This is a genomic window from Bacillus sp. FJAT-50079, assembly GCF_018343515.1.
GTDB lineage: Bacteria > Bacillota > Bacilli > Bacillales > Bacillaceae_C > Lederbergia.
Genome location: NZ_JAGYPD010000002.1, coordinates 197245 through 222160 on the forward strand (window position 1 = coordinate 197245; position 24916 = coordinate 222160).

Sequence of the window (24916 nt, forward strand, 5' to 3'; positions counted from 1 at the left end):
TTAGATTTAAAGTTGTCTACATGGCCATACTTTTATATAGAGATTGGAGAGGATATCAAATATGAAAATCAATCAATTGATTGCCAATAATATTAACCGTTTAGATGCTGGCTTGCCGGAAGATCAATCGTTAGGAATTGCCGGTTTATCCGGTTCTGGTAAAACAACTTTCTGTCAAACGATTGGCGAGGAATCGAAGAAGCGTCTCGTTTCCTTATTGCCTAAGGCGGAATATCAGTATTTATTTCCAAATATAATGGAAACGAATTTTAGCGCCATTAAAATGAAGGAAATGCCTCTCGTTCTCTTTCTCGGCAAATCATCTATTTCTTCCAATCCACGGTCAACGATTGGCACCCATACTGGCGTTTTTAAAGAGATTCGTGAGCGGCTTGCCGAAAAGTTTCATCTTTCTCCAGAAGTTTTTTCTTTTAATAATGAATTAGGCTGGTGCCCTAAATGCAAAGGGCGCGGTACGACCCAAAATGTCGAGTGTAAAAAATGTGAAGGTAGGCGTTATAAACCAGAGGTTGAACAATATAAGATAGAATTATTGGGGCAACCACACCGTATTTCCGATATTAACAACTTAAGTGTTGAATCGATTCTTGCTCTTTCAGATGAATTACATATTAGTGAAGCTAAACAACATATTCTTGAAAACATCATCAATATGAATATTGGTTATTTAACATTAAATCGAATTATGGGAACATTGTCAGGCGGAGAATTGACACGGCTTTACCTGGCTGAATTTATGGCAGCAAGTGAAAATACCGTAATTATTATTGACGAAATCTCCGTAGGACTTGATCACCAAACGCTATTAAAAATTTTAGAAGAGATTAAACAATTGGGATATAACAACCAAATTTGGCTGATCGATCACTCTGACACCGTGTTAGATACAGCGAATGAGCAATTATTTTTTGGGCCCGGAAGCGGTAAATACGGTGGAAAAATTGTCGAAGAATCACCGCGTCCAGAACCAATCTATTGGGAACGTAATCAGGAAGCACCAGCAGAATACTATCAATTTCAGGATCTATATTGCCGTAATATTCAAATGGCCCAATTTCAAATACCTAAGAACAGACTTGTAACCGTAACTGGTGAGTCCGGCTGTGGTAAATCTACACTTGTTAATGAATGTATTGCCAAAGATTTTTTGAAACGATATCCAAAAGATAAGCTGGTCATGGTCGGACAAGATCGAAACCAATCGATTACGAGCCGCTCAACAGTTGCAACATTTCTTGATATTAAAAGGAAACTCACAAAATATAGTGATGAGATTGATGATATTTTTGAGCGCTCAATTGAAGATATTATTGAAGAACTCCCAAATGAAGACATCGCATATAAACGCCTAAGCTTATTAATTAAACTTGGATTAGGTTATTTGACATTAGAAAGAAAAACACAAACCTTATCAACCGGTGAATTCCAATGTGTTCACTTAGTTTCTGAACTATTCGCGAACTTCAGAAACCCACATACGCTGTTTATATTTGATGAGCCTTCAAAAGGATTATCACAAAATATATTAAACCAATTTATTGATAGTATTAGGAACATTCTCCAAGATGAATCTGTCAGCATCATTATGATTGAACATAACGCCTATATGCTGGAAAGCTCTGATTTTATCGTTGATTTTGGCAAAAGGCAGCTTGAGCCTGTTAAACATCTTGCTGCTGTCAGTCACGATGATTATTTTCGTCAAAAACAGGATGCGGATAAAACCGAATCACTGCGTATTTCTTCAGCACTCCAGCGGCAAAAGGGGATTGATTACTTAGAAGAAAATCATATTGGGTACTTTAAACTTGCAGAAAACGTCTATAAGGGTGGCATTTTAAAAAGCTTATCATCCATGGCCCGTTTGATTTACGGCGAGTACGAATCTGAGACGATTGCACCAGTTATCGCCATTGATCTTGAAAGGCATTTGTATAGTCAGTATAGCTTTCTTTATGAGATAGGTGGATTAATCAACCATATCGTAGCGGCGCATCCGACAAATAAAGACACAAGAAGCTTTGATTTTTATCATCAAGAAAATCATTGTCCATCATGTTCGGGACGTCTTAAAATCGAAATCTTTGATAAAGAGCTTGTGATTCAAGACAAAAACCTTCCATTCTGGGATGGTTTATTTTATCCGGAAATCATGGAAGTATTAAAATTTTATCAATATCCTAAATTAGAATTCTTATTTGAAGAAATTAAGAATGAACTTGGTCATGATCTGACAAAAAGCTATAATGAAATGTCCGATGAAGAAAAACACACTTTTTGGTATGGATATTTTGAAAAGTCATTTTATGATAAGAAAGGCAAGGCACGCAGAACATGGGTAGGTTTTAATACGATCCTTGGTATGTATATTGTCGTTTCAAAATCAGTGATTAAAGAGCAGATGAAAGCCTCTAAAGAAATGATTACATGTCCTATTTGTGAGGGGACAGTTTTAAATCACCGTAAACCTCTTACATTTGGAGGCACAGATATTCGTGAAATGATTAACGAGCCGATTGACCAAGTATTGAAAATAGTAGGAGATCTACCAGTACTCGTCAAATTGAAGTCAATTGTAGGTGGCGATATGATTTTAATAGAGGATGTCTCTTTACTATCTAGGAAGACACAAGTCGCGCTGAAAATGCTTGAACTCGAGTTAGCAAGTTTTGTTGGTTATGAAATGGTATTACAAAATGTCTTACCATTCTGGGACACAATCAAAGACAATATCGAATCCATTAGCAGCAAAAACAAAGTGACCATTTGTGATTTTCCAAATATATACGAAACAAGAGAAACAATTATTGATAAATATTTCACAAACGGTAAATACAAAAAACTGACATACGTTTATGAAGCATTTGGCTATAAAAAAATCGTCACCCAAATCAATAAAATTAAAAAAAGCCATCCATGCCCATTTTGTAAAGGGAAAAAGGTGATTTCAGAAGACAATCTCCACGATGGTGTATACAAATTAACGATCCCATGTGTGAGTTGTGAGGCAAGTGGCATCAACGATGAAGGTCGGACCGAAATCGTCGAAGGCGTAGATGTGCAAACGTGGCTAACAGGCAAAGTAAAGGACGTGGTAGATGGAAGCTTATACACAGAAGCGGTTGCAGACATTCCAATTTTCAATCGTATTCGCGAGTTGAATAAACAGGATATGATGGCGGTTTATCAATGTCTCGAGCAGAATGATTAAATTTATTCGCTTCAAGGATTACACTATAAGAAAGATAAAGAAACCATAAAGGGAGACTTTATGGTTTCTTGTAATGTGCCAGTACATTTTAATACAACGGATTTTTTGAAGCGAGGCAATATATATTTATAAAGGAGATCGAGGTATGACAGAATTTTGGGTATCAAGTTTTATTGAAAATCAAATGATGTGGGGGTTTGAACCTTCAGATTCCGCAATGTTAACTAAGGACTTTTTCCTTGAGAAGAAAGTTAAGGATATATTGATTCCTGGTATTGGCTACGGCAGAAATGCCAAGGTTTTTATTGACAACGGAATAAATGTAACAGGTATTGAGATTTCAAAAACAGCGATTGAATTAGCATGGCAGAATGGGCTTGATCTCAATATTTATCATGCTTCAGTAACCGATATGCCATTTGATAACAAACTTTATGATGGTATATTTTGTTACGCACTTATTCACTTATTGAATAAGCAAGAAAGAGAGAAGCTTATTAAAGATTGCTACAACCAATTAAAGCCAAACGGGTATATGGTTTTTATCACTATTTCAAAAGAAGCTCCGATGTTTGGTAAGGGTAAACTACTGGGGAAAGACTATTTTGAGATTATGGAAGGCGTAAAAATGTTCTTTTATGATTCTGACTCGATAAAAGAAGAATTTGGAAATTATGGACTGATAGAAATTTCGGAAGTTGTTGAGCCCCATAAGAATATGGAACATAAGCCTCCATTTAAATTCACAATGGTAAAATGTAAAAAAGAAGGGTAAATGTGTTTGCAATTTATTCTGAAGTAATGAGGGAAGGGAAGCCAAAGGGCTTCCCTTTAAAATTCTCCATTATGCAAATTGTTATCTCAATATAGTTAAAATGGGTGAGGATGAGAAAAAACACGGGGTTACACAAAGAAATTGTTATATCAATATAATTCAACATTAGAGATTTAATCAATAAAAACAATTATGATAGATCATTGATGAAATCACGAGGGATAATATAAAAATAAATCTTTTTAATAGTTAGTAAAGATTTTCGAGCAAAAGGTTATATTTCGTCTGTTGGATAGAGGAATTCACACAAACAAGTTATTTTAAACGATTAAAAAGAACTTAATGAAATTTGATCTTGCATAAAACAACGCACACTAGACGATGCGAGTTCATATAAATCTATAGATCGGTAGTTAGAAGTCAAAAACTCACCGTAAAGCTTTAAATCGAACGCGTAACTAGTTAAGGTGTTCATAGAATAGTTTTTCGCAACTTGTAAATACATAAGATAATCATCCGTAGTTTGAACGTAAATCATAATTATTAGACCTACCGGGAATTATTCAGTCCAACCCAAGACATTAAATTCGAAACCATTTATTATGAGAAGAACCCTGAGTGTTATGAGAATTTTGAATATGATAGTCAACTTGAGCCTAGTTAGGCGACTATAATCTCGATCCTGAAGTTGATTTAAAGATAACATCATATGATACAAAAAGGGCATTCGAAAAAATACTTAAAACTAATCGCCTTACAAAGAGGATTTCGCTGAGGATTACATAAATCCACCCTAGGAGGGCCCTTGTTTAACAAAAATGAATTTTAAGTAATATAAATATGGTTGTTAAAAAGTGTACCTAAACTAACGGGGCAGTTTAATTAAAGAAAGAAAGTATAAGATGTATTATACTGAATATTACGACACAAACCTATTATAGGTGTTTTTGGTATGTATAACTGCCGAAATGTGGATTACCACGAGGGAATACAAACTTATAATAGCCGTACGCCAGGGCAAAGCATTAGAATTTATCAAATGCTTTATATTATTTTAGGGGAGACGATTAAATGGAAAATGTTAAAACTTCCAGGAATGTTGCGATTTTGATTTACGAAAACGTCGAAATTTTAGATTTTACAGGACCATATGAAGTTTTTATCACAGGGAGTAATAGAGGAAAAGATTTCAATGTTTATACAGTGGCTGAAAAAGAACATCCAGTCATTACTTTAGGGAAGCTTAGTATAAATCCTAAGTATTCAATTGAAAATTGTCCACCTCCAGATATTCTTATCATTCCAGGGGGATGGGGTTCCAGAAAGGAAATGAAGAATGAAACAATAATAAATTGGATAAATACAATTTCTACTGAGACAGAAATTGTATTATCTGTGTGTACTGGGGCTTTAATCCTTGCAAAAACAAATCATATAGATGGTTTAAAACTCACAACGAATCGTTTGGCATTTAATGAATTAAGAGAAGTAGCACCTAAATCTTCTGAACTATTGGAAGAAGTCCGATACGTTGACAATGGAAAGTTTATTTTTTCTGCTGGTGTATCAGCAGGTATAGATGCGTCCTTATATGTTATAGAAAGATTATTTGGAGAAGAAAGAGCATTAAAAACAGCAACAATAATGGAATATGAATGGAACAAGAATCACTTTTACTCTTATTAAACTAAAGGGTGGTTTAATTGAAGATCGTTGAGATGCTTAAACGACTCTTTTTTCTTCTTCAACTAAAGGAACAGGTTAGTTAAAGAGTGATGTTTAACTATTGTTAAACAATCCATTGTAAAAATAAGAAAATAATCGAGGTTAATTATGAGTGTATTTTTAAAATCTGATAAAATACGTACTAATAATAGAGTAGGTAAAAAGCAAATAGCATATTCTGTTTTATTTTCATTCATTTTTGGATTTACATTGGGAATCGTTGCTAAAATACTCGATTCACCTATAATTCCTAATGAAGTCTCAATTTTAGGTTACATCGGAAGTAACTGGGGAATGTGGATATTTATTTCCACTTTGATAGCTGTATATTCATACACGCCTAAATTAGCCGCAACACGTGTTTTTATATTCCTTATTTCATTACTACTTTCGTACTATATATATACAATATTGTTTCTTGAACTTTTTCCATTAAAATATATTATTTTTTGGTGCATCCTTGCATTACTATCAACGATTCCAGCCTATATAATATGGTTTTCTCATGGTAATCACTTGATTTCCAATATTATTACGGCGTTACCAATTTCTTCAATTGCATTTGAAGGATATAAAATCTATCGTTCTACGGTAAACTATTATGAAAAATTCATGCAATACGAAAATGTTCTTATGAGTAAGGGAAACTATTTTTATATGCTTGGCACTGAAATATTATATGCTTTAATGATAATTATCATTTTACTTCTGGTTCCTAAAAGGAAAAAGCAATGTTTATATATTATTCCGTTTTCTGTAATAGTATTTTTTGTTTTAGTGACAATAATACCTTAATTGTTCTTATTCTACGAACGGGTGCGATTGTTCAACAGGAGCAGTCGCTTCTTGAGATTATTTCTTGGAATAAGATTGGTACTTTTAAATCCCTATGATCCAGTTAAGAAATGTAAAAATCTAAGCAGATATCATAAAGCAGTTTAATGGTAACTACAGCAAACGAAGCATCAACATAAATGGTTTAAAATGTATATGTAGACAATATTATGTTGATGTTGAGTACAACAGGAATATTAATGAGAGATTAAAGACAATTAAAAATGGATAGGGAGAAATCATCACAATCAACTGTGATTTAATAACGATTCAGAACCGTACGTATTACAATATATAAACGTAGAAAACTTAACGGCAACAAAATAATCAATCAATAAATTTTTTTCACATTTATTGATTGATTACTTTATAAATTGGTTAGATGTATTTCCAACAAAAGAGAACGATGCTGCTGAACTTTATATTTGGCCTGAAGTAATATTCCAAAGAATTTAAAATATCCTAACAATCACTAAAGATTTGTAAGAAGGGGAAGTTTGTGTCGCTAGACAGGAAACTCCTACTTTTACTTTTGTTGTCTTCTAGTTTACATAATATACATTATCGGAAGTTAAATATAAATAACAAATCTTATCTCAATAACTAAGTATACTATTATCATTGAGATAAGATTTGTAAAATCAATTAAATTAATCTTTATTTGCATCATGGATCTTTTATTATTCAAGAAACTTATTCATCATTAACAATGATCCGTCTCAATCGTTTGCGTAGTTTTCTTTGCGCTTAAACAATGAAACTGTTTGCATGCTTTCCGATACTTAACACAAATTATTAATTATATTTCATCACATTCTCACTTCAAAAATTTCTCCTCCCTCTTGTTTTTCCATTACCGAAACAAATGTTCGGACACATTAAATACATCAGATGCTAACTCAAAACCTACACCTCCCCCCCTCTTTTTCGCTTCTACACGCAATCATTAGACAATTTCAAACTTTAGAAAACTAGCATTTACCATTGCTTTATCGCTAATGTTTAGCTATACTTCTACTGTCAATTAAATATTCCCATTTGCCTATGGGATAGAGGCTGCGGTTTGTAAAAGTAGCACGGACGAGATTCAATGACATTTATGACTCCGTGTGAAAGGATAAACTGCCGAAGTTTGGGTATATCATTGTATATTCAAGTTGGTAATGTTTTCGAAAAGGAACATTATTGTCACGTTATTAGACGTGGAGTGCTATCTTCGGAAGGATTAAACGGACTTATCAAACAGCCGTCGATCTTTTTCGATTGGCTGTTTTTGTTTGTCCAAAAACCAGGTAGCCTTTCCGTCATTAAAAGGAGTGTAGAGTTTTGTCACAACAATCACAGTCATCCAACCCCACTCAATTAAAAAGAAAACTTAAAGCTCGGCACCTAATGATGATTTCCCTTGGTGGATCGATTGGAACAGGAATATTCCTTGCAAGCGGTGGTGCGATCCATCAAGCAGGACCAGGTGGAGCATTAGTTGCCTATGCGGCGGTCGGAATTATGGTTTACTTCTTAATGACGAGTCTTGCTGAGATGGCCGCTTTCATGCCTGTCGCAGGTTCGTTCAAGGAATACGCAACGAAGTTCGTTGATCCAGCATTTGGTTTTGCGATTGGGTGGAATTATTGGTACAACTGGGCGATTACGATTGCTGCGGAGCTTGCCGCCGTCGTATTAATAATGAAATTTTGGTTTCCAAACAGCCCTTCATTCATTTGGAGTGCCCTTGCACTCATTATTATGTTTGGCTTTAACTACCTATCAGTCAAAGGGTTTGGCGAAGCTGAATATTGGTTTTCGTGGATTAAAATTATTACCGTCATTCTCTTTATTATCATAGGATTTTTAATGATTTTTGGATTAATGGGTGGAAAAGCGATCGGTTTCACGAATTTCACGATTGAAGATGCACCATTTAATGGCGGTTTCTTTGCAATCCTCGGTATTTTCATGGCTGCTGGATTTTCCTTCCAAGGAACAGAATTGCTCGGTGTTGCCGCTGGTGAAAGTGAAAATCCAGAAAAAAATATTCCTAAAGCGATTAACTCTGTATTTTGGCGCATTTTACTTTTTTACATTTTAGCGATTTTCGTCATAGGAATGATTCTTCCTTATACAGATGCACGTTTGCTAAACGAATCTGTGTCTGTCAGTCCCTTCACCCTCGTTTTTGAACGAGCAGGCTTTGCCTTTGCCGCATCTGTGATGAACGCGATCATTTTAACGGCTGTATTATCTGCTGGTAACTCTGGTATGTATGCATCTACTCGTATGCTGTGGGACTTAGCACGCGATGGAAAAGCACCAAAATTTTTAAGTAAATTAGATAAAAGAGGCGTTCCGGTAAATGCCTTGATCATTACCGCTTTAGTTGGTTCCTTTGCATTTTTAACAACCTTCTTTGGTGATGGTATTGTCTATATATGGTTGCTAAATGCGTCCGGAATGGCTGGATTTGTTACATGGCTTGGGATTGCTATTAGTCATTATCGATTCCGTAGAGCTTATATTGCACAAGGTGGCGATATAAGCAAGTTACCATATCGTGCTAAATGGTTTCCAGTCGGTCCGCTCTTAGCGTTGATACTTTGCACTTTCATTATTTTAGGCCAAAACTATCAAGCTTTTATTGGCGGCGAAATTGATTGGAATAGTGTGTTCATCTCTTATATCGGCCTCCCTCTTTTCTTCATCGTTTGGATCGTTTATAAAGTAAAATACAAAACGAAATTAATTCCTTTAAAAGAGTGTGATTTTGAAGGAAAATAATTCAAGGAGTTGAATGAGATCATTCAACTCCTTATTTATTTTAGAGTCACTAAATTGACCAACAGGAACGAATGTTCTATAATTAAGTTAGAATAATATTAATCAAGACGCCGCTCTACCACACTCAACTTTGAAAATTACTAATGTTCGAATGAATTAATTAGGAGGGTTTTCGATGGTAACAAATAATTTTATTCAAAAGGCATTTTCTGAAGTGATCTTTGCCGAACGGGTTCATCAAGTTGCGTTTAAGAAATGCAACAATGACCCAGAATACCATGCTGCTAGTGAAGAAGTCGGCCGTCTGCTTAGACAATTAGAAGAAACGTTATCTACTGAAACACAAAGTGAACTTCTTAATGATTTAGAGTCTGCATGGGGCTATATGTACTCCTTCTTACTTGAGTATAGTTACTGTCAAGGCCTAGAGGACAGTCCATTTATTCATAATGAGCTTAAGAAATACGGTGTTTCCATGATCAAGGAAAATGTGAAATCTAGTTATTTTCGCCCACCATTCCATGTTTCTCTGATAATGAGTTCTTAATACATTTTCGCCTGCTAAACAAAGTAAAAAGAAGTCCAAATCACTGGACTTCTTTTTTTATTCAAGGAGTAATTAGATTCTTTTCTTTCTTAACAATGCTAGATCAAAAAAAGTTAAGCCTAAGGAACAGCCTAAAGCTGTAAATAAAAATCCGTAATGATCATTTTTTGCTGGCTGAAAAATAAAGTTTAATAAATAATTTATTGTACCAAGTAAAACAAATAAAATAATAAACTTTACAATTCTTTTTCGTACTTCATCCTTATGTAATTTGCCTATATTTTTCATTGCGGCCATTATTAAGTACGTAACATATGCGATAAGATAAATAATAAAACCTATTACAAATGAATGAGCAAATGGAAGAGTAATATTTTGATATACAATTAATAACGTAATGATTAAACCTACGAAAAATAAAATAAACAAGACAATGTTTGCTAAATTGTATTTCTTCATCTTCTCTCCACCATCATCATAAACTGAGCACTCTTTTCAACATCTTAAAGTATAACACACATAAGACCGTTCCCGCTGTGAGGTTTTGAACATATCATACCTTTTGTCTTAAGATGTCTTACTTCTCCCCTTTGTTATCAGCCACTAAGTCTAATGGTATGATTGTCATAAGAATGATTAAGGTGGCGGATAATAATGAACCGTTTCAACATCTTTTTGATCACAGTTGATATGTTGTAAATAAATTAGTTTATATTGAGTAAACATAGTTTGTGCTTAAACAAAAGGTGCAGATTATTTTGTTAATCTATACATAATCATTTAAATGGATTTAGGATGGAGTGAATAAAATTTTGTTTAATTTAACTACACATCAATATCAATGGGATGAAATTATAGAGAGAAAAATACGATATGATTCTAATGTCGTGGAATATAAATGTAAGCTTTTAAATGCACAAGATCAAAAACTTGTGTTATTTCACATTATTGAAGACTCCTTTACAATGTTAGCCGGTCAAAATAAATTAACGATTCCTAAAGGAAGTTATACAATAGCTTATTATTGGGAAAATCGTCCATATAATTTATATTTTTGGAGAGATAATAAAGGGAATTACCTTGGCTCCTATTTTAATATCGTAAAGAATACATGTATAAACGACAATATGGTAACATTTGAAGATTTAATTATTGATATTTTAGCACTTCCAAATGGTAAATACTTTATTTTAGACGAAGATGAATTACCTGAGGCACTGAAGAATTTTGAGAATGGTTCAGTCCAATATGCTCTAAATTTATTAATCGAGTCTATGGATACCGTTCTTTCTCAGATTATTTCAGATTCCGAAGGGATATATAAACATGAAAAGTTTGTTCCATTATTACAAGTAGGCGAATAAGCGTAATTAAACTAAAGAAAACATTGTAAATCAGCACTTGCCTGACCGCCCCCCAGGAAGTGTAAAACTTGCTGCAAAAGATGAGGAAGATCGTTCAATCTATGGAGTCGCACATCTTATCACAAAGGTTTCCACTTTTAAGGTACCTGATGATGCCGAAATATATTTAAATCAACTATCAAAAAATCTTAATAAAGAGATGACCCCAACAGGTAGAGTTCACTCTGCCTGTTCGGGTGCAGTAAAAAGCATTGCTGAATTTTTTACTAACTAATACTCTCTTTCCATGCCGTCATTCCGCCTTCAAGCAATGTAACAGCATACCCTTTCTCTTCTAAAATTTCTGCACATTTGCGTGCGGAATTGCCTGTTGTACAGGTTATAATGATCTCTTTATCATCTGGTAAAGCAATTGGCTGATTCTCAAAGATCATATGTTTAGGTATATTTAACGTTTCGATGTTTTCATTTTTGATATGTTCTTTTTCAAACTTTTCCTTTGCTCGCACATCTAAAATACATATATCTCGACTTTTTTCCATTTTTGCCCGGAGTTCTTTTGCTAATATTGTTTTCATTTTTATCACCTCTTTGTATTTCCCCACTATCAATTTACTGTTCAAGCATTTCAATGTATTCAAATAAAAATGATTGGCCGTTTCGATAAAAACGCGGATCGTAAAGTCCTAGTGTTTCACCGTCATCTACGAGGACGACGATTGGCGCCCACTTATAAAGTGTTTTTGCTTGTGGGAGCTCTGTAAATAATCGATCTACATCCGCTTCTTCATTCGACTGTAATACATATTGAAGCTGCTTTTCCCGAAAGTAGCCATCTTTATATATCGTAACTACATCATCTTTTTTCGTGATCACTGAGTAATTCCACGGAATGAAATCCGCTGATAGTGCGACTTGATCATATGTACCTCCATATTGCTTATATATTCCATATCCTTGCACACTTTGAACAACGACATGAAGGACGATAAGCAGCCATGCGACTTTAAAATAATATGGTGATTTTTCCTTATTTCTTCTCGATAAAACAAATGCAGCGCCGATAATCAACCAAAAGACAAAATCGATGATGGGAATTGTGCCGAACGTAATTCTTATTGCGGAAAATGGCTCTAAGTACCCTGTCCCCCATGCATTGAATAAATCACTTGTAATATGTATAAACACAGCCAGCCATCCGAGCAAAAGTAATTTCATATCCTTTACTTTAAAAATGACCTTGCATATAAAATAAAAGAGTAACGCCCAAATTGGTGTTAAAAAGATGGAATGAGTGATTCCTCTATGCCACATTTGATATTGCCCGCTATGGTCCCACATTTGTGAGATGACATCGATATCTGGAATTTGGCTAGCCCCAATTGCTGTCACAAGATAGGCTGTTTTTTGTTTACGATTCAATGCCCGCTTATCCACGGCCCCATACAAAGCTAATCCAAATAATGTATGTGTAATTGTATCCACACACTCCCCTCCTTCCCTTCTATTATAATCGTTTAGTCGCTGATGGGAAGCGAAATAAGAGGCAAAAGTAAATCATGTAGGGAGCGCTGATTGTTTTATATTGTGTTGTTAGCACATAATGTTATTAGAACTATATTTACTCTCAAGTCATCTGAGGTTCAATTATCTTTAGGTCAAAAAAATTACCACAGCAATGCTGTGGTATGCTTCAATCCTGTTAAAATGCTATCAATTGCTGATGTTCATTCTTCATATGCTAGATGCGGAAATATTTAAAGCCGTTGATTCACGTTCAATTAGTTCAACTGGTAGCGTAATAATACTATTCTTGTAAGACTGATTTTGTTCAATCGATTCAATTAGCTTTTGAGCAGCTTGTTGCCCTAGTAGTTCTTTATTTTGGTTAATTGAAGTAATCGATGCATATTTAACCATGCTAATATTATCATATCCTACAATTTTCACATCTTCAGGGACCTTTAACTTGCGTTCATTTAGAGCTAATAGCGCTCCATATGCTAGCCAATCAGTCGTTGCAAAAATCCCATCATATTTAAATTCATCATTATTAAGTAAAAGTTCAATTGCATTTTTCGCAATATCAATACCCACTTCTACTTTTAAAATATTCTTTTCTTTAAATGTTCGATTTTTTTCGGAGAGTGCTTGAATAAAACCTTTTACCCGGTCTTCTGTTGTAAAAGCATCACGATAATCTCGAATGAGAAGAATGTTATTACATCCTTTTGATACTAATTCATTTCCCGCTAAATATCCGCCTTGAACATTATCTGAAGTTACGATCGTCACTTGGTGCTTTTTCGGCTTTCGATCAATACAAACGATTGGTAACCTCGTTTTTTCTTGTAACAACTGATCACTACCTGATAAATAGATTAAACCGTCAACGCCTTTAATTTCTAGTTCTCGAAAATATTGGAGCTCTTTATTTTCATTCTCTGCTGAATTACAAATAAATACTGAATATCCTCTCGGATCACAATAGTTTTCAATCGCTAATACAATTTTCGCAAAGAACTCATTTGTAATATCAGGAACGAGCACACCAATAGTTTTTGATTTACTCGTTCGTAAACTTTTAGCAACAGCATTCGGACGGTAATCATATTCCTCGACAATCTTAAGCACCTTTTTTCTCGTATCTTCAGAAAATCTACCGTTATTATTTAGCACTTTTGATACTGTTGCACTTGATACACCAGCTAGATTAGCGATTTGCTTAATCGTTACTTTTCTGCCCATGATCATCATGCCTCATCACTGTAATCTTTTTACTTTACTATACTACACTTTACAGTAGACTTACATCTTTAACAGATCATAAATGTGACTTGCTGCTCCGAGAACACCAGCAGCATTTACATCTTCGGCATATTCAATCACTAAGCCTTCCGCTGGAAATGGTCTTCGGCATGATTGACGTATTTTGTCCTCGAGTTTTTGCCGGGGGAAATCATCCATACCAATGACCCCACCGCCAATAATGATAAGATCAGGATCAAAAATATTTGCCTCCGTGGCAATTGGGACAGAAAGTGCTTGAATAAAATCATCGATAATTGGGTGATCACTATATTTTGTGAAGATTTCATGAAACGCTACATCTTGAAAGTATTTTTGATGAAGAGTAACTAACCTCTTTCCTGAAGCAATATTTTCTAGACAGCCAACATTTCCACAATCGCATACATCCATATTTTGATAAATTGGTATATGACCTAATTCGGCAGCGGCGCCATTTTTACCTCGTAAAAATTGGCCATTAATATAGATGGAATTACCAAATCCAGTCCCAATATATAAGCCAATAATAACTTTTTCTTTTGATATATTTCTTTTAGCGATTTCATATTGCAGCAAATGATTGACATCATTATCAATATATATTGGTATGTTTAAAAAGTTTTCCAATGGATCGACGATATTTACATTTGCTAGTGACTCCATACTCGTCGTCGTGTAAATTCGTTTTTTATCTCGGCTTACGACGGAAGGAAAACCTAGACCGATCGCAAGGATTCGGTCATTTTGAATATTGGTTTGTATATAGTTAACTAAGAAATTTTGTAACGATGCAATCGGTTCTTTTTCATCGATAACATCGACTGTTTTTTTCTTTAAAAAATAATGAAGTGTACCATCAGGGGTAACCGCACCAATACGTGTATGCGTCCCACCAATATCAACCCCGATGACATACGTTTTACTCTTATTATCCATGATCTAGATTCCCCTCTTTATATGCTTCATCGTAGGAGATGAGAGGCGCTTGCCTGATTATGATATACCTACTTCTGTTTTAAATGTATCGGTCATCATATCCCATGCTTGATTCAAATCATCATTAAGACTGAATAAACCAGAAGTTCCAACAATTAATACCTCTGCTCCTGCATCCACAAGCTGTTTAAACGTATTCTTATTACATGAGCCATCGATCGTAATCAAATAGTTATAACCATATTTTTCTTTCCATTCTTTGGCCTTTTTAATTTTATCAAGCATTTCTGGAATGTATTTTTGACCGGCAAAGCCTGGGTCAACAGTCATAATCGTTAGTTTATCAACATGATGGATATATGTTTCGATCGCTTCGATCGGTGTTTCAGGATTTAATACGACACCTAATTTCCGGCCTCTTCCTTTTATCTTTTGCATCTCGCGAAATGCTTTGCCATTAATCGTTTCTGCATGGAGACTAATATAATCTGCCCCAGCATCAATCGTCATATCGACAAAGTCTTCTGGATTTTTGACCATTAAATGTGCATCAATCGGTATTTTAGAAATCTTTTTTAACTGTTCAATAAAAAATGGGGAAAGAGTAATATTTTTCACAAAGTGGCCATCCATAATATCTACATGATAAAAATCGGCTCTTTCGTTTAATACGTCTACTTGTTCTTTAAACTTCGTCAGATCCATACACATTAACGATGGTGAAAATTTTTGCATTGTCTATCAACCTTCCTGTTTCATAATCTTCTATTCTTTCTTCCCACCAAACAATCGGTCTAATGATACCGCTCCAATGATCAATGATCCCATTACAATTTGTTGGTAGTAAGTAGAAACGTTCAAAATGTTTAATCCGTTATTAATAACACCGATAATAAGTGCCCCCATAACGACACCGTAAATTTTACCTTTGCCTCCAAAGAAACTTGTTCCACCGATAATAGCTGCTGCAATTGCAAACAGTTCAAAACCAGTTCCAGCAAGTGGTTCTGCTGCTCCTAAACGTGCGGTTAGAACAACCCCTGCTATCCCGGCACAAACTCCAGAAATGATGAATACAACAATTTTATGGAGGTTAATATTGATTCCAGAGAACCAAGCAGCTTGTTCATTCCCACCAAGAGCATAAATATTTCTTCCCATTTTCGTTTTATTCGTTACAAAAGTAAGGACTAAAGCTAAAACGATGGCGATAATGACCGGTATCGGAATGATCCAAATCCAACCGGCAACACCTTGTGTAAACTCAGTTGGTAAACCGTAAACAGGACGCGCATCGGAAATAATTAATGTTAGTCCTCTAAAAATTGATAAGGTACCTAATGTAATAATAAACGGGTGTAAATTGGTTTTTACAACTAAAAATCCATTAATAAATCCTAATAACGCACCAACAGCAATTCCCCCGATTAGTATCGCTAAAATAACAGGCACACCGGCAACAAGTAATTTTGCTGTAATCATTCCAGTTAAAGCCATAATTGAGCCAACTGAAAGGTCAATTCCTGCTATTAAAATGGTAAAGAATTCACCAGCACCAACAATAATATTAATCGAACTTTGTAGGATGACTTGTGTTAAATTCGATACCGTAAAAAAATATTTTGGTGAGAGGATTCCAAGAACAAGGATAATTAATACTAATATTCCGAATGTCCCAAATTTCTCCCAGATTTTATTGAATTTTTTTTGCATGTCTTCCCTCTCCTTAAGATGTAGCTAACGCCATAATTTTCTCTTCGGTTGCTTCGTCACTCATTAAGATGCCGTTAAGTCTCCCTTCATGAAACACAGCAATCCGATCACAAATCGCTAATAATTCTGGAAGCTCAGAAGATACGACTAATACACCTTTATCTTTTTCGGCTAACTCGCGCATAATTTTATAAATCTCACTTTTTGCTCCCACGTCAATTCCTCTAGTTGGTTCGTCAAATATGAATAAATTAGAATCTGCCGCCAACCATCTGCCAATAATTACTTTTTGCTGGTTCCCACCTGATAACTCAGTAATATTTTGATTAACAGATGAACATCTTACAGATAAATTCTCCTTTTGCCGCTCAGCCCAAATCAGCTCTTGCTTACGGTTCACTAAACCAGACAATCCACCAAGTTTTGTATCGTTTAGTAATTTGGAAATCGACACATTTCTCCAAATTTCAAAGTTAGGGAAAAAGCCTGTTTCTCTTCTATTTTCAGTAATATAAGCAATTTTATTTTTCACTGCTTCATACGGATTTTTCAATTTTAGTGACTTACCATTTAAAATAACTTCTCCTTTTTTAATTGGTTCGGAACCAACAATCGCATCCATTAATTCGGTACGTCCTGAGCCAATTAAACCAGCAAAACCTAAAATTTCTCCTTTTTTTAGTTGAAAACTAATATCTTGTACTTTTTCATCTTTTCTCGTTAAGTGTTTTACTTCAAAAATGATTGGAGCGTGTTCAGAATCAAACTGTTGACTACCTTGATATCTCGATTGAAGCTCACGACCAACCATTAGTTTTACCATTTCTTCTGTCGGTGTTGTAGCTATATCCTTTGTCGCGACAAATTTTCCATCTTTTAAAATCGTAATTCGATCACCAATAATTTTAATTTCTTTTAACTTATGAGAAATATAGACAATGCCAACGCCTTCGCTTTTTAACTGTCTCATAATAGTAAATAGTTTCTCAATTTCACCATCGGTTAGAGACGATGTAGGCTCATCCATAATTAGAACTTTCGTATCTGCCGCAAGTGCCTTCGCAATTTCTACTTGTTGTTTTTCAGAAATAGATAATTGACTAACTAGCTCATCAGGTTTGCGATTTAAACCAACACGCAGTAAAAGTTGTTCCGTCGTTTTCTTCATTAAATCATAGTCTACGATTGATATTCCGAAAGCCTTCTTTGTCGGGATTTTCCCGACAAAGATGTTCTCGGCAATCGATAAATCATCAATTACACTTAATTCTTGATATATAATACCAATCCCATTTTCCGCAGCCTCTTTTGGAGATAGTTGTGTAAACTCTTTATCACGAATGGTCATCTTTCCATCAGTCGGTTCATACACACCACATAGTATTTTCATCAACGTGGATTTTCCCGCACCATTTTCCCCTAACAACACATGGACTTCACCAGGTAATAGATTGAAATCTACATCTTGCAATGCGGGAATTCCGGAAAATTCTTTTGTGATTTTTTCCATTTTCACCATGTATTCCATGTTAGACACTTCCTAAACTCGTATTTCGGATTATTCGTTCACTATATATGATGGAACGGTTACAAACTCTGCTTCTTCATCAACGGAGATTATTTTTCCTTCCTTAATCGCTTTTACTAATAATCTTAAGCTCTCTTTACCAATTTCCGCTGAATCTTGAGCAATTGTAGCTGTTAATTCGCCAGCTTTGACAGAGTCAATTGCTTCAGGGGCGCCGTCTGTTCCAACGACAATAATTTGATCTTTTTTACCAGCATTAACAACAGCTTGCTGAGCACCTAATGCCATCGTATCGTTCGCAGCGTAAATCGCTTTCAAATCAGGATATCTTTGAATCATGTTTGTTACTACGTCTAGCGCTTTGTTACGATCCCAGTCAGCTGGCTGACTTGCAACTAGTTCGATTCCTTCCGTTGCATCGAATACACTTTTAGCACCATTTTTTCTCGCTTCACCAGACGCGTTTCCTGCTTTTCCTTCAACGATTGCAACTTGTCCACCTTGAATCGTTTCGACAATAAATTTACCAGCTTGTTCGCCAACTTTTTCATTATCTGTCGTTACAAATGCGTTTACATTCCCACCCGCACTATTTAACTCTTCCATATCTACTCTTTCGTCAATATTAACCGTTGGAATCCCTTTTTTATGTGCATTAACAACTTGAGGGATAAGGTTAACTGGTGATAATGGGGCAAAGCCAATGCCGTCATAGTCTTTATTCAAAAGGTCCTCAAACATTCTTAGCTGCCCTTGTGAATCTTCTTCAGATTGTGCCGCCAATATTTCGACTTTTACACCAAGAGCTTCCGCTTCTTCCTTAATCCCTTCTTCCATTGTTGTCCAGAATGGATTAGATAACGTTTTCAAAATCATTGCTACTTTAATTTCTTCATTGTCGCCTTTTGCTTCCTCTTTTCCACTTGTTTCCGTGCCTGCTGGCCCACTATTACAACCCGCTAACAACACAATACTTAATACGAATGTCATTACAGAAAATAATATTTTTCTCATCTTTTATACCCCTTTTTTGATAGATTCATAATTAAGTTAGAGCAATCTTATAATGAATATTATGATTCGTTAACCTAGTCCTACTCACCTCCTTTAATTAGGGGACGCTGTGCCAAATGGTGACGCTTTCTTAAAAAGCGTAATTTGGTTAATCGATTAACCAATTGGGTTATGTGCAACATTTTAAAAACTTAATACTTAACATAAAAGTTTTTCCGCTTAATTACACATTGTAAAACGCTTACACAGAAACCATTGGTTTTATCGACTATTTCTCCATACGTTATTTAGCTATAAGGTTAATCGATTAACCTTATGTAGTAAACTATATATTATAGACTTTAGTATGATTAATCGATTAACCAATCTCTTAGTTAGGATATTAATTCATTTATGTTTCGTTGTCAATAGATTATTAAATTAATATTTTTTATTTTATAGAAAATTATTAATTTAATAGAAAATAAGTTCCAAACGTATAGATAGACTTGATTATTAATTTTTCATTCTTCCTAAAATAAGCTTAGCCGTCTCGATTAAATTGAGACGGCTAAGCTAGACCCTATTCCATCAAAGCAACCATCAATGCTTTTTGTACATGCATGCGATTTTCCGCTTCTTCAAACACGTATGATTGTGGGCCATCAATCACTTCTGCTGTTACTTCTTCGCCTCTTTTAGCAGGGAGGCAATGTAAAAAGATCGCACCTTCGGCAGCAAAGCTCATTAGCTCGCTATTTACTTGGTATGGTTGGAAGGCTTTTATTCTTACTTCTGCTTCCTCTTCCCAGCCCATACTCGTCCAGACATCTGTGTAAACGGCGTCGGCATTAGCGACAGCCTCTTGTGGGCTGTTAGTTACTTCGATTTTGGCTCCTGTTTGCTTCGCGATTTCTTTCGCTTTTTCTACGACTTCTGCTTTTGGCTCATATCCTTTTGGAACAGCGACAGAACAATCGACACCTGTTTTTGCACAGCCGAGCATTAACGAATGGGCCACATTGTTTCCGTCACCGACATAGGCTAATTTTGTTCCGGCTAGTGTGCCTTTCACCTCATATAATGTGAGTAAATCCGCTAAAGCTTGGCAAGGGTGATAATCATCGGTTAAGCCGTTGATGACAGGAACGGCGGAGTTTGCAGCCAATTGCTCAACTCCTTCATGACTATACGCGCGAATCATAATTCCATCAACATAACGCGACAATACTTTTGCCGTATCCTCGATTGTTTCGCCTCTGCCAATTTGAATATCATCACGACTTAAAAAGAGGGCATGCCCGCCTAATTGGTTCATTCCGACTTCAAATGATACACGTGTTCTCGTTGACGATTTTTCAAAGATCATCGCAAGCGTTTTTCCTTTTAAATAATGATGAGCTTCGCCTGCTTTGTTCATTTGCTTCAGTTTTTTAGCGAAATTTAATATATTCATAATTTCTTCTGTTGAAAGGTCCATTAATGTAAGCAAATGCTTGCCTTTCAAGCTCGTCATTATCGTTTCCATTCGATCACCTTTTCCTTTTTTACGACTTCCTGTTGCCACTCTTGGAGTGATTGTGGACTGCTATGTTGTTCATTCCATGCTGCTAAAAAGACGCGTAGCGTATCTAATTCTGTTATGACGTTTAGTTGTGCAGCAGATGCCATTTTTCTTAGCTCGCTTGATCCATTGATACTGATGAGAAGGGCGTGGCGATGTTGTTTTGCCCATTCGGAAAATGCCAACTCTTCATTATATTTAACATAAGCGATGTTGTATTCGAAAAGCAAGTCTAATAGGACTTGTGATTGATCACCATCAATTAAAGCAGTTAGCTCGTTTTTATGAGCGACTTGGTTATTCCATTTGATCGCTTTAGCAAGCGCTTCTTCATAATGTTGACCAAATGCGATCAATTCTCCCGTCGATTTCATTTCAGGTGTGAGGAGCGGATCTACACCTTCCAATTTTCCAGTTGAGAATATCGGGTTTTTAACTGCGTAATAAGTCGGATTAATTTCGAATTTTTTCACTTCGCTAGCGTTTGTTAGGATTTGAATGCATTCGTCAATTAAATTGATTCCTGTAATTTTACTAATGATTGGAACCGTTCGTGATGCTCGCGGATTCACTTCGAGCACATATACTTGCCCTTCATAAATGACAAACTGAACATTAAAGATTCCTTTAAATTGCAGTTCCTCCGCCATTTGCTTCGCATATTGATGTGCGGTTTCCATATGATTAGCAGCAATCGTTACAGGCGGTGTTACAGCCATACTGTCTCCGGAGTGGACGCCTGCTTTTTCAATATGCTCAAAATATCCTGGGATAAAAATGTCGTTCCCATCTGACAGTACATCGATTTCCATTTCAGATCCACGATAGTAAGCATCGACCAGCACAGGATACTGAACTTGCGGTAGATATTCCCTTAAGTCAGTTTCATTTTGAATAATAATCATGCCTTGACCACCGATCACGTACGACGGACGCAATAAGAGCGGATAACCAATTTCGCTTACTTTTTCAAATAAATCGGCTTCATCGATTGCTGTTACACCAGGGATATGCGGGATATTTAACTGCTGAAGCAAGGAATAAAAACGTTCGCGATCTTCAACGATATCGATTTGATCTTGTGTAATCCCGAGTAACGGAATGCCGTTTTCCTCTAAATCCTTCGCTAAATTAATCGCGGTTTGCCCGCCGAATTGTACAATGACGCCGTCTGGTTTTTCATGATCTAATATGTTTAATACATCTTCCGTACGCAATGGTTCAAAATAGAGTCGATCAGCAATTGAAAAGTCTGTACTCACCGTTCCAGGGTTATTATTAATCATGATCGTTTCATAGCCAGCCTTTTTCAATGCGAGCGTTCCTTGTACCGTGCAATAATCAAATTCAATTCCTTGGCCAATACGAATCGGACCAGATCCAATCATAACTATTTTCGGCTTTTCTGTTTCGATCACTTCATCGCCTTCCGCTGCCCATGTTGAATAAAAATAAGGTGTTTTTGCGGCGAATTCCCCAGCACATGAATCAACCATATGATATACCGGTGCAAGATCGGCCTCTTTTAATTTCTGGCGAAGCGTCTTTAATGGTACTTCCCATGTTTTCGCTAGCCATTCGTCGGAAAATCCGTTATTTTTCAGCTGGGATAGAAGACTTGGCGAAACCGCATCGATCGTTGCTTTTTTCGCTTCATGCTCCATTTCGATCAATCCTTCAACTTGCTTTAGGAAAAATAGTTGAATTTTCGTTTCGTCATGAATGTCTTGAATCAATACACCTCGTCGCAACAATTCTAGGATCGAAAAGAAACGACGATCATCAGGCAATAAGACGGAATGCCATAATTGTTCATCAGTTAGAGCTGATATTTCTGGCATTTCCAATCCGATCGTTTTTAATTCCAATGATCGTACCGCTTTTTGCAAGGCAGCCGGTAAATTGCGTTCAATCGCCATAATTTCCCCGGTCGCTTTCATTTGCGTACCGAGCTTTCGATTCGCACCGTAAAACTTATCAAACGGCCAACGCGGCATTTTCACAACCGTGTAATCGACAACAGGTTCAAAGCTGGCAAATGTACTACCTGTGACAGGGTTGATCAATTCGTGGAGTAAATAGCCCATGCTTAGTTTAGTTGCAATTTTCGCAATCGGATAGCCGACAGCTTTCGACGCCAATGCAGATGAACGACTTAATCTTGGGTTTACTTCAATGAGATAATATTGCGAGCTATGAGGATCTTGCGCAAACTGAATATTGCAGCCCCCGATAATTTTTAATGCACGAATAATTTTCACAGCGGATGTGTAAAGGGCTTCAAACTCCTTGTCGCTTAGAGATTGTTGCGGGGCAATCACAATCGAGTCTCCTGTATGTACACCGACAGGATCAAAGTTTTCCATGCTGCAAATTGCGATACACGTATCATTTTCGTCTCTCATCATTTCAAATTCTAGCTCTTTACATCCAGCAATGCTTTTCTCAATTAAGCATTGGGTAATCGGACTTGCTTCAAGTCCTTGGGCAACGACGCGAATTAAATCTTCTGTCGTATCGACAATCCCACCGCCACCGCCGCCAAGCGTATACGCGGGTCTAACGATGACAGGGAAACCTGTTTGCTCAGCAAACTTGACCGCTTCCTCTACCGTATGAATAATTTCACTTTCAGGAACCGGCTCGCCTAATTCATGCATGAGAGCACGAAATGCTTCGCGATCCTCTCCTTGAATAATCGATTCTGGCGTTGTACCCATTACTTCGACTTGAAGATCTTGTAAAATACCTCGTTGATACAGTTCAACGGTTAAGTTTAATCCCGTTTGCCCTCCAACTGTTCCTAGAATGCCATCGGGTTGTTCTTTTTTAATAATTTCCGTAATGCTTTCTACTGTGAGTGGTTCAAAATAAACGGTATCAGCAAATTGTTCGTCGGTCATGATCGTCGCTGGATTATTATTCACTAATACGACTTCACAGCCTTCTTCCTTTAAGGCGATACATGCTTGTGTACCGGCATAATCAAACTCTGCCGCTTGACCGATCACAATCGGCCCTGAACCAATCACTAACACTTTTTTGATCTTATTTCGTTTAGGCATAAACACGAACTCCTTTGACTTGCTCTAGCTGTTTAATGATCGAACGGAACATTTCCATTTCTAACTTTGTATGCTTCCCATGTGGGTGAAATTGAAAGGTTTGAATTGAATAATGAGTATGAATCAGTCCTTCTATCGCCCCATCTTGTACAGATTGATATGAAGCTTGAAAACCAGTATGCTCCAAACTTTTCTCGTCTATTTCATATCCATGGTTTTGCTTTGACAAATACACTTGATTGGATGCAAGATGAACAATTGGTTGTTTAAAGCTACGATGACCATGTTTCATTTTCTCGATTTTTGCTCCAAAAATGACAGCAAGCATTTGATGACCGAGCCCAAAGCCGATCGTCGGAAAAGTTTTGGCTAATTTTTCATATACAGAGAAATGTTCTTCCCAGTCAAGTGGGTGACCAGGACCTCCAGAAAAGACGATTCCATCTGGATTGATCACTTCTACTTCATCGATCGATACATATGGAGAAGCGACTGTCACCTTCACATCCGCAGCGACAAATGCATCGATTAACGAATGCTTCAAGCCGAAATTCAAGACGAGTACATGCTTCTTTCCGCTTGGATGAACGACTTTATGAAGAAATGAAACATTCTTTGTGTTGTTTTTCGTTTTTACTTGTTCCGTTCCTTGCTCAGTGACAAGCAACTGTGCTGGCATTTCACCACCGTTGCGAAGTCGCTTCATAATCGCTCTTGTGTCAACCCCTGTTAATATCGGCACATTGTGTTCCATGCAATAATGAGCAAGATTTTGTTTATCCAATGTGGCTTGTGGCCATTCCTGCTGGGTAATGATCGCTGCGGCTTGAATGCCATTGCTTTCGAATTGATTTGCTTCAACGATACTATTTAAAACACCTGGATACGTGGAGAGGACAATTTTACCTTTAATTGCCGGGTCAGTTAAAAATTCTTGAAAATTTCCCATCCCCGTATAATGGATTAATTCCCCATAACTCTTTTGTGTTTCGCCATTCCATGTACCAATAAACGTTTCTTCGTTTGCAAGCTTTATGGAGCCTTTCATTTGAACCCTCTCCCGCACAAATTGTAT

20 protein-coding genes and 2 riboswitches are annotated in these 24916 nt (G+C 36.3%); of the genes, 7 read left to right on the top strand and 13 right to left on the bottom strand.

Annotation, left to right across the window (positions count from 1 at the left end):
- Nucleotides 1-61: 61 nt before the first annotated feature.
- Complete coding sequence (locus KHA95_RS04855) at nt 62-3232, top strand: ATP-binding cassette domain-containing protein (protein WP_213136359.1); 3171 nt, start codon at nt 62-64, stop codon at nt 3230-3232.
- A gap of 145 nt (nt 3233-3377) precedes the next feature.
- Nucleotides 3378-4007: a class I SAM-dependent methyltransferase gene (locus tag KHA95_RS04860; protein ID WP_213136360.1), complete on the top strand. Its 630-nt coding sequence runs from the start codon at nt 3378-3380 to the stop codon at nt 4005-4007.
- A 328-nt stretch (nt 4008-4335) separates the two neighbouring features.
- Here the strand turns inward: KHA95_RS04860 and KHA95_RS23330 are convergent, their stop codons facing one another.
- Nucleotides 4336-4545: a site-specific integrase gene (locus tag KHA95_RS23330; RefSeq protein ID WP_481748410.1), complete on the bottom strand. Its 210-nt coding sequence runs from the start codon at nt 4543-4545 to the stop codon at nt 4336-4338.
- A 408-nt stretch (nt 4546-4953) separates the two neighbouring features.
- Nucleotides 4954-5033: riboswitch (ZMP/ZTP riboswitch) on the top strand.
- Between the two features lie 45 nt (nt 5034-5078).
- Between KHA95_RS23330 and KHA95_RS04870 the strand changes: the two genes are divergently transcribed.
- The 4 genes from KHA95_RS04870 to KHA95_RS04885 all read left to right on the top strand — a co-directional run bounded on the left by KHA95_RS04870 (nt 5079) and on the right by KHA95_RS04885 (nt 9888).
- A complete protein-coding gene (locus KHA95_RS04870; protein ID WP_213136362.1) occupies nt 5079-5693 on the top strand; it encodes a DJ-1/PfpI family protein in 615 nt (204 codons plus the stop codon).
- 147 nt (nt 5694-5840) lie between these two features.
- Nucleotides 5841-6527, top strand: a complete 687-nt coding sequence (locus KHA95_RS04875; protein WP_213136363.1) for a hypothetical protein — start codon at nt 5841-5843, stop codon at nt 6525-6527.
- Between the two features lie 1081 nt (nt 6528-7608).
- A riboswitch (Lysine riboswitch) is annotated at nt 7609-7787 on the top strand.
- A gap of 105 nt (nt 7788-7892) precedes the next feature.
- Nucleotides 7893-9341, top strand: a complete 1449-nt coding sequence (locus KHA95_RS04880; protein ID WP_249316594.1) for an amino acid permease — start codon at nt 7893-7895, stop codon at nt 9339-9341.
- A gap of 175 nt (nt 9342-9516) precedes the next feature.
- Nucleotides 9517-9888, top strand: a complete 372-nt coding sequence (locus KHA95_RS04885) for a hypothetical protein (RefSeq protein ID WP_213136364.1) — start codon at nt 9517-9519, stop codon at nt 9886-9888.
- A 72-nt stretch (nt 9889-9960) separates the two neighbouring features.
- Here the strand turns inward: KHA95_RS04885 and KHA95_RS04890 are convergent, their stop codons facing one another.
- Nucleotides 9961-10347 (bottom strand): hypothetical protein, encoded by a 387-nt coding sequence (locus KHA95_RS04890; protein ID WP_213136365.1) that lies wholly within the window; start codon nt 10345-10347, stop codon nt 9961-9963.
- 341 nt (nt 10348-10688) lie between these two features.
- Between KHA95_RS04890 and KHA95_RS04895 the strand changes: the two genes are divergently transcribed.
- Entirely contained in the window at nt 10689-11252 is a 564-nt protein-coding gene (locus tag KHA95_RS04895) for a DUF402 domain-containing protein (RefSeq protein ID WP_481748411.1), read from the top strand.
- Nucleotides 11253-11518: 266 nt separating this feature from the next.
- On the opposite strand, the gene KHA95_RS04900 is transcribed toward KHA95_RS04895, so the two are convergent.
- From KHA95_RS04900 to KHA95_RS04950, 11 genes are all read right to left on the bottom strand, one after another.
- Entirely contained in the window at nt 11519-11830 is a 312-nt protein-coding gene (locus tag KHA95_RS04900; protein ID WP_213136366.1) for a rhodanese-like domain-containing protein, read from the bottom strand.
- Between the two features lie 34 nt (nt 11831-11864).
- Nucleotides 11865-12737, bottom strand: a complete 873-nt coding sequence (locus KHA95_RS04905; RefSeq protein WP_213136367.1) for a metal-dependent hydrolase — start codon at nt 12735-12737, stop codon at nt 11865-11867.
- A gap of 249 nt (nt 12738-12986) precedes the next feature.
- Nucleotides 12987-14000 carry a LacI family DNA-binding transcriptional regulator gene (locus KHA95_RS04910; RefSeq protein WP_213136368.1) on the bottom strand — a complete coding sequence of 338 codons (1014 nt, stop codon included), beginning with the start codon at nt 13998-14000 and terminating at the stop codon, nt 12987-12989.
- A 60-nt stretch (nt 14001-14060) separates the two neighbouring features.
- Nucleotides 14061-14978, bottom strand: a complete 918-nt coding sequence (gene alsK, locus KHA95_RS04915; protein ID WP_213136369.1) for an allose kinase — start codon at nt 14976-14978, stop codon at nt 14061-14063.
- A gap of 57 nt (nt 14979-15035) precedes the next feature.
- A complete protein-coding gene (gene alsE, locus KHA95_RS04920) occupies nt 15036-15713 on the bottom strand; it encodes a D-allulose 6-phosphate 3-epimerase (protein ID WP_213136370.1) in 678 nt (225 codons plus the stop codon).
- A gap of 30 nt (nt 15714-15743) precedes the next feature.
- Nucleotides 15744-16691, bottom strand: a complete 948-nt coding sequence (gene alsC, locus KHA95_RS04925; protein WP_213136371.1) for a D-allose ABC transporter permease — start codon at nt 16689-16691, stop codon at nt 15744-15746.
- Between the two features lie 13 nt (nt 16692-16704).
- Nucleotides 16705-18219, bottom strand: a complete 1515-nt coding sequence (locus tag KHA95_RS04930; protein WP_213136372.1) for a sugar ABC transporter ATP-binding protein — start codon at nt 18217-18219, stop codon at nt 16705-16707.
- A 30-nt stretch (nt 18220-18249) separates the two neighbouring features.
- Nucleotides 18250-19233 carry a D-allose transporter substrate-binding protein gene (gene alsB / locus KHA95_RS04935; protein WP_213136373.1) on the bottom strand — a complete coding sequence of 328 codons (984 nt, stop codon included), beginning with the start codon at nt 19231-19233 and terminating at the stop codon, nt 18250-18252.
- A 562-nt stretch (nt 19234-19795) separates the two neighbouring features.
- Nucleotides 19796-20740, bottom strand: a complete 945-nt coding sequence (gene argF, locus KHA95_RS04940; RefSeq protein WP_213136374.1) for an ornithine carbamoyltransferase — start codon at nt 20738-20740, stop codon at nt 19796-19798.
- Nucleotides 20728-23841, bottom strand: a complete 3114-nt coding sequence (locus tag KHA95_RS04945) for a carbamoyl phosphate synthase large subunit (RefSeq protein ID WP_213136375.1) — start codon at nt 23839-23841, stop codon at nt 20728-20730. Before KHA95_RS04945 ends, argF begins: the two co-directional genes overlap by 13 nt.
- The gene (locus KHA95_RS04950; protein ID WP_213136376.1) at nt 23834-24889 is read right to left on the bottom strand and encodes a carbamoyl phosphate synthase small subunit; all 1056 of its coding nucleotides are present in this window, start codon (nt 24887-24889) and stop codon (nt 23834-23836) included. The genes KHA95_RS04945 and KHA95_RS04950 overlap by 8 nt, the downstream gene beginning before the upstream one ends.
- Nucleotides 24890-24916: the final 27 nt, after the last annotated feature.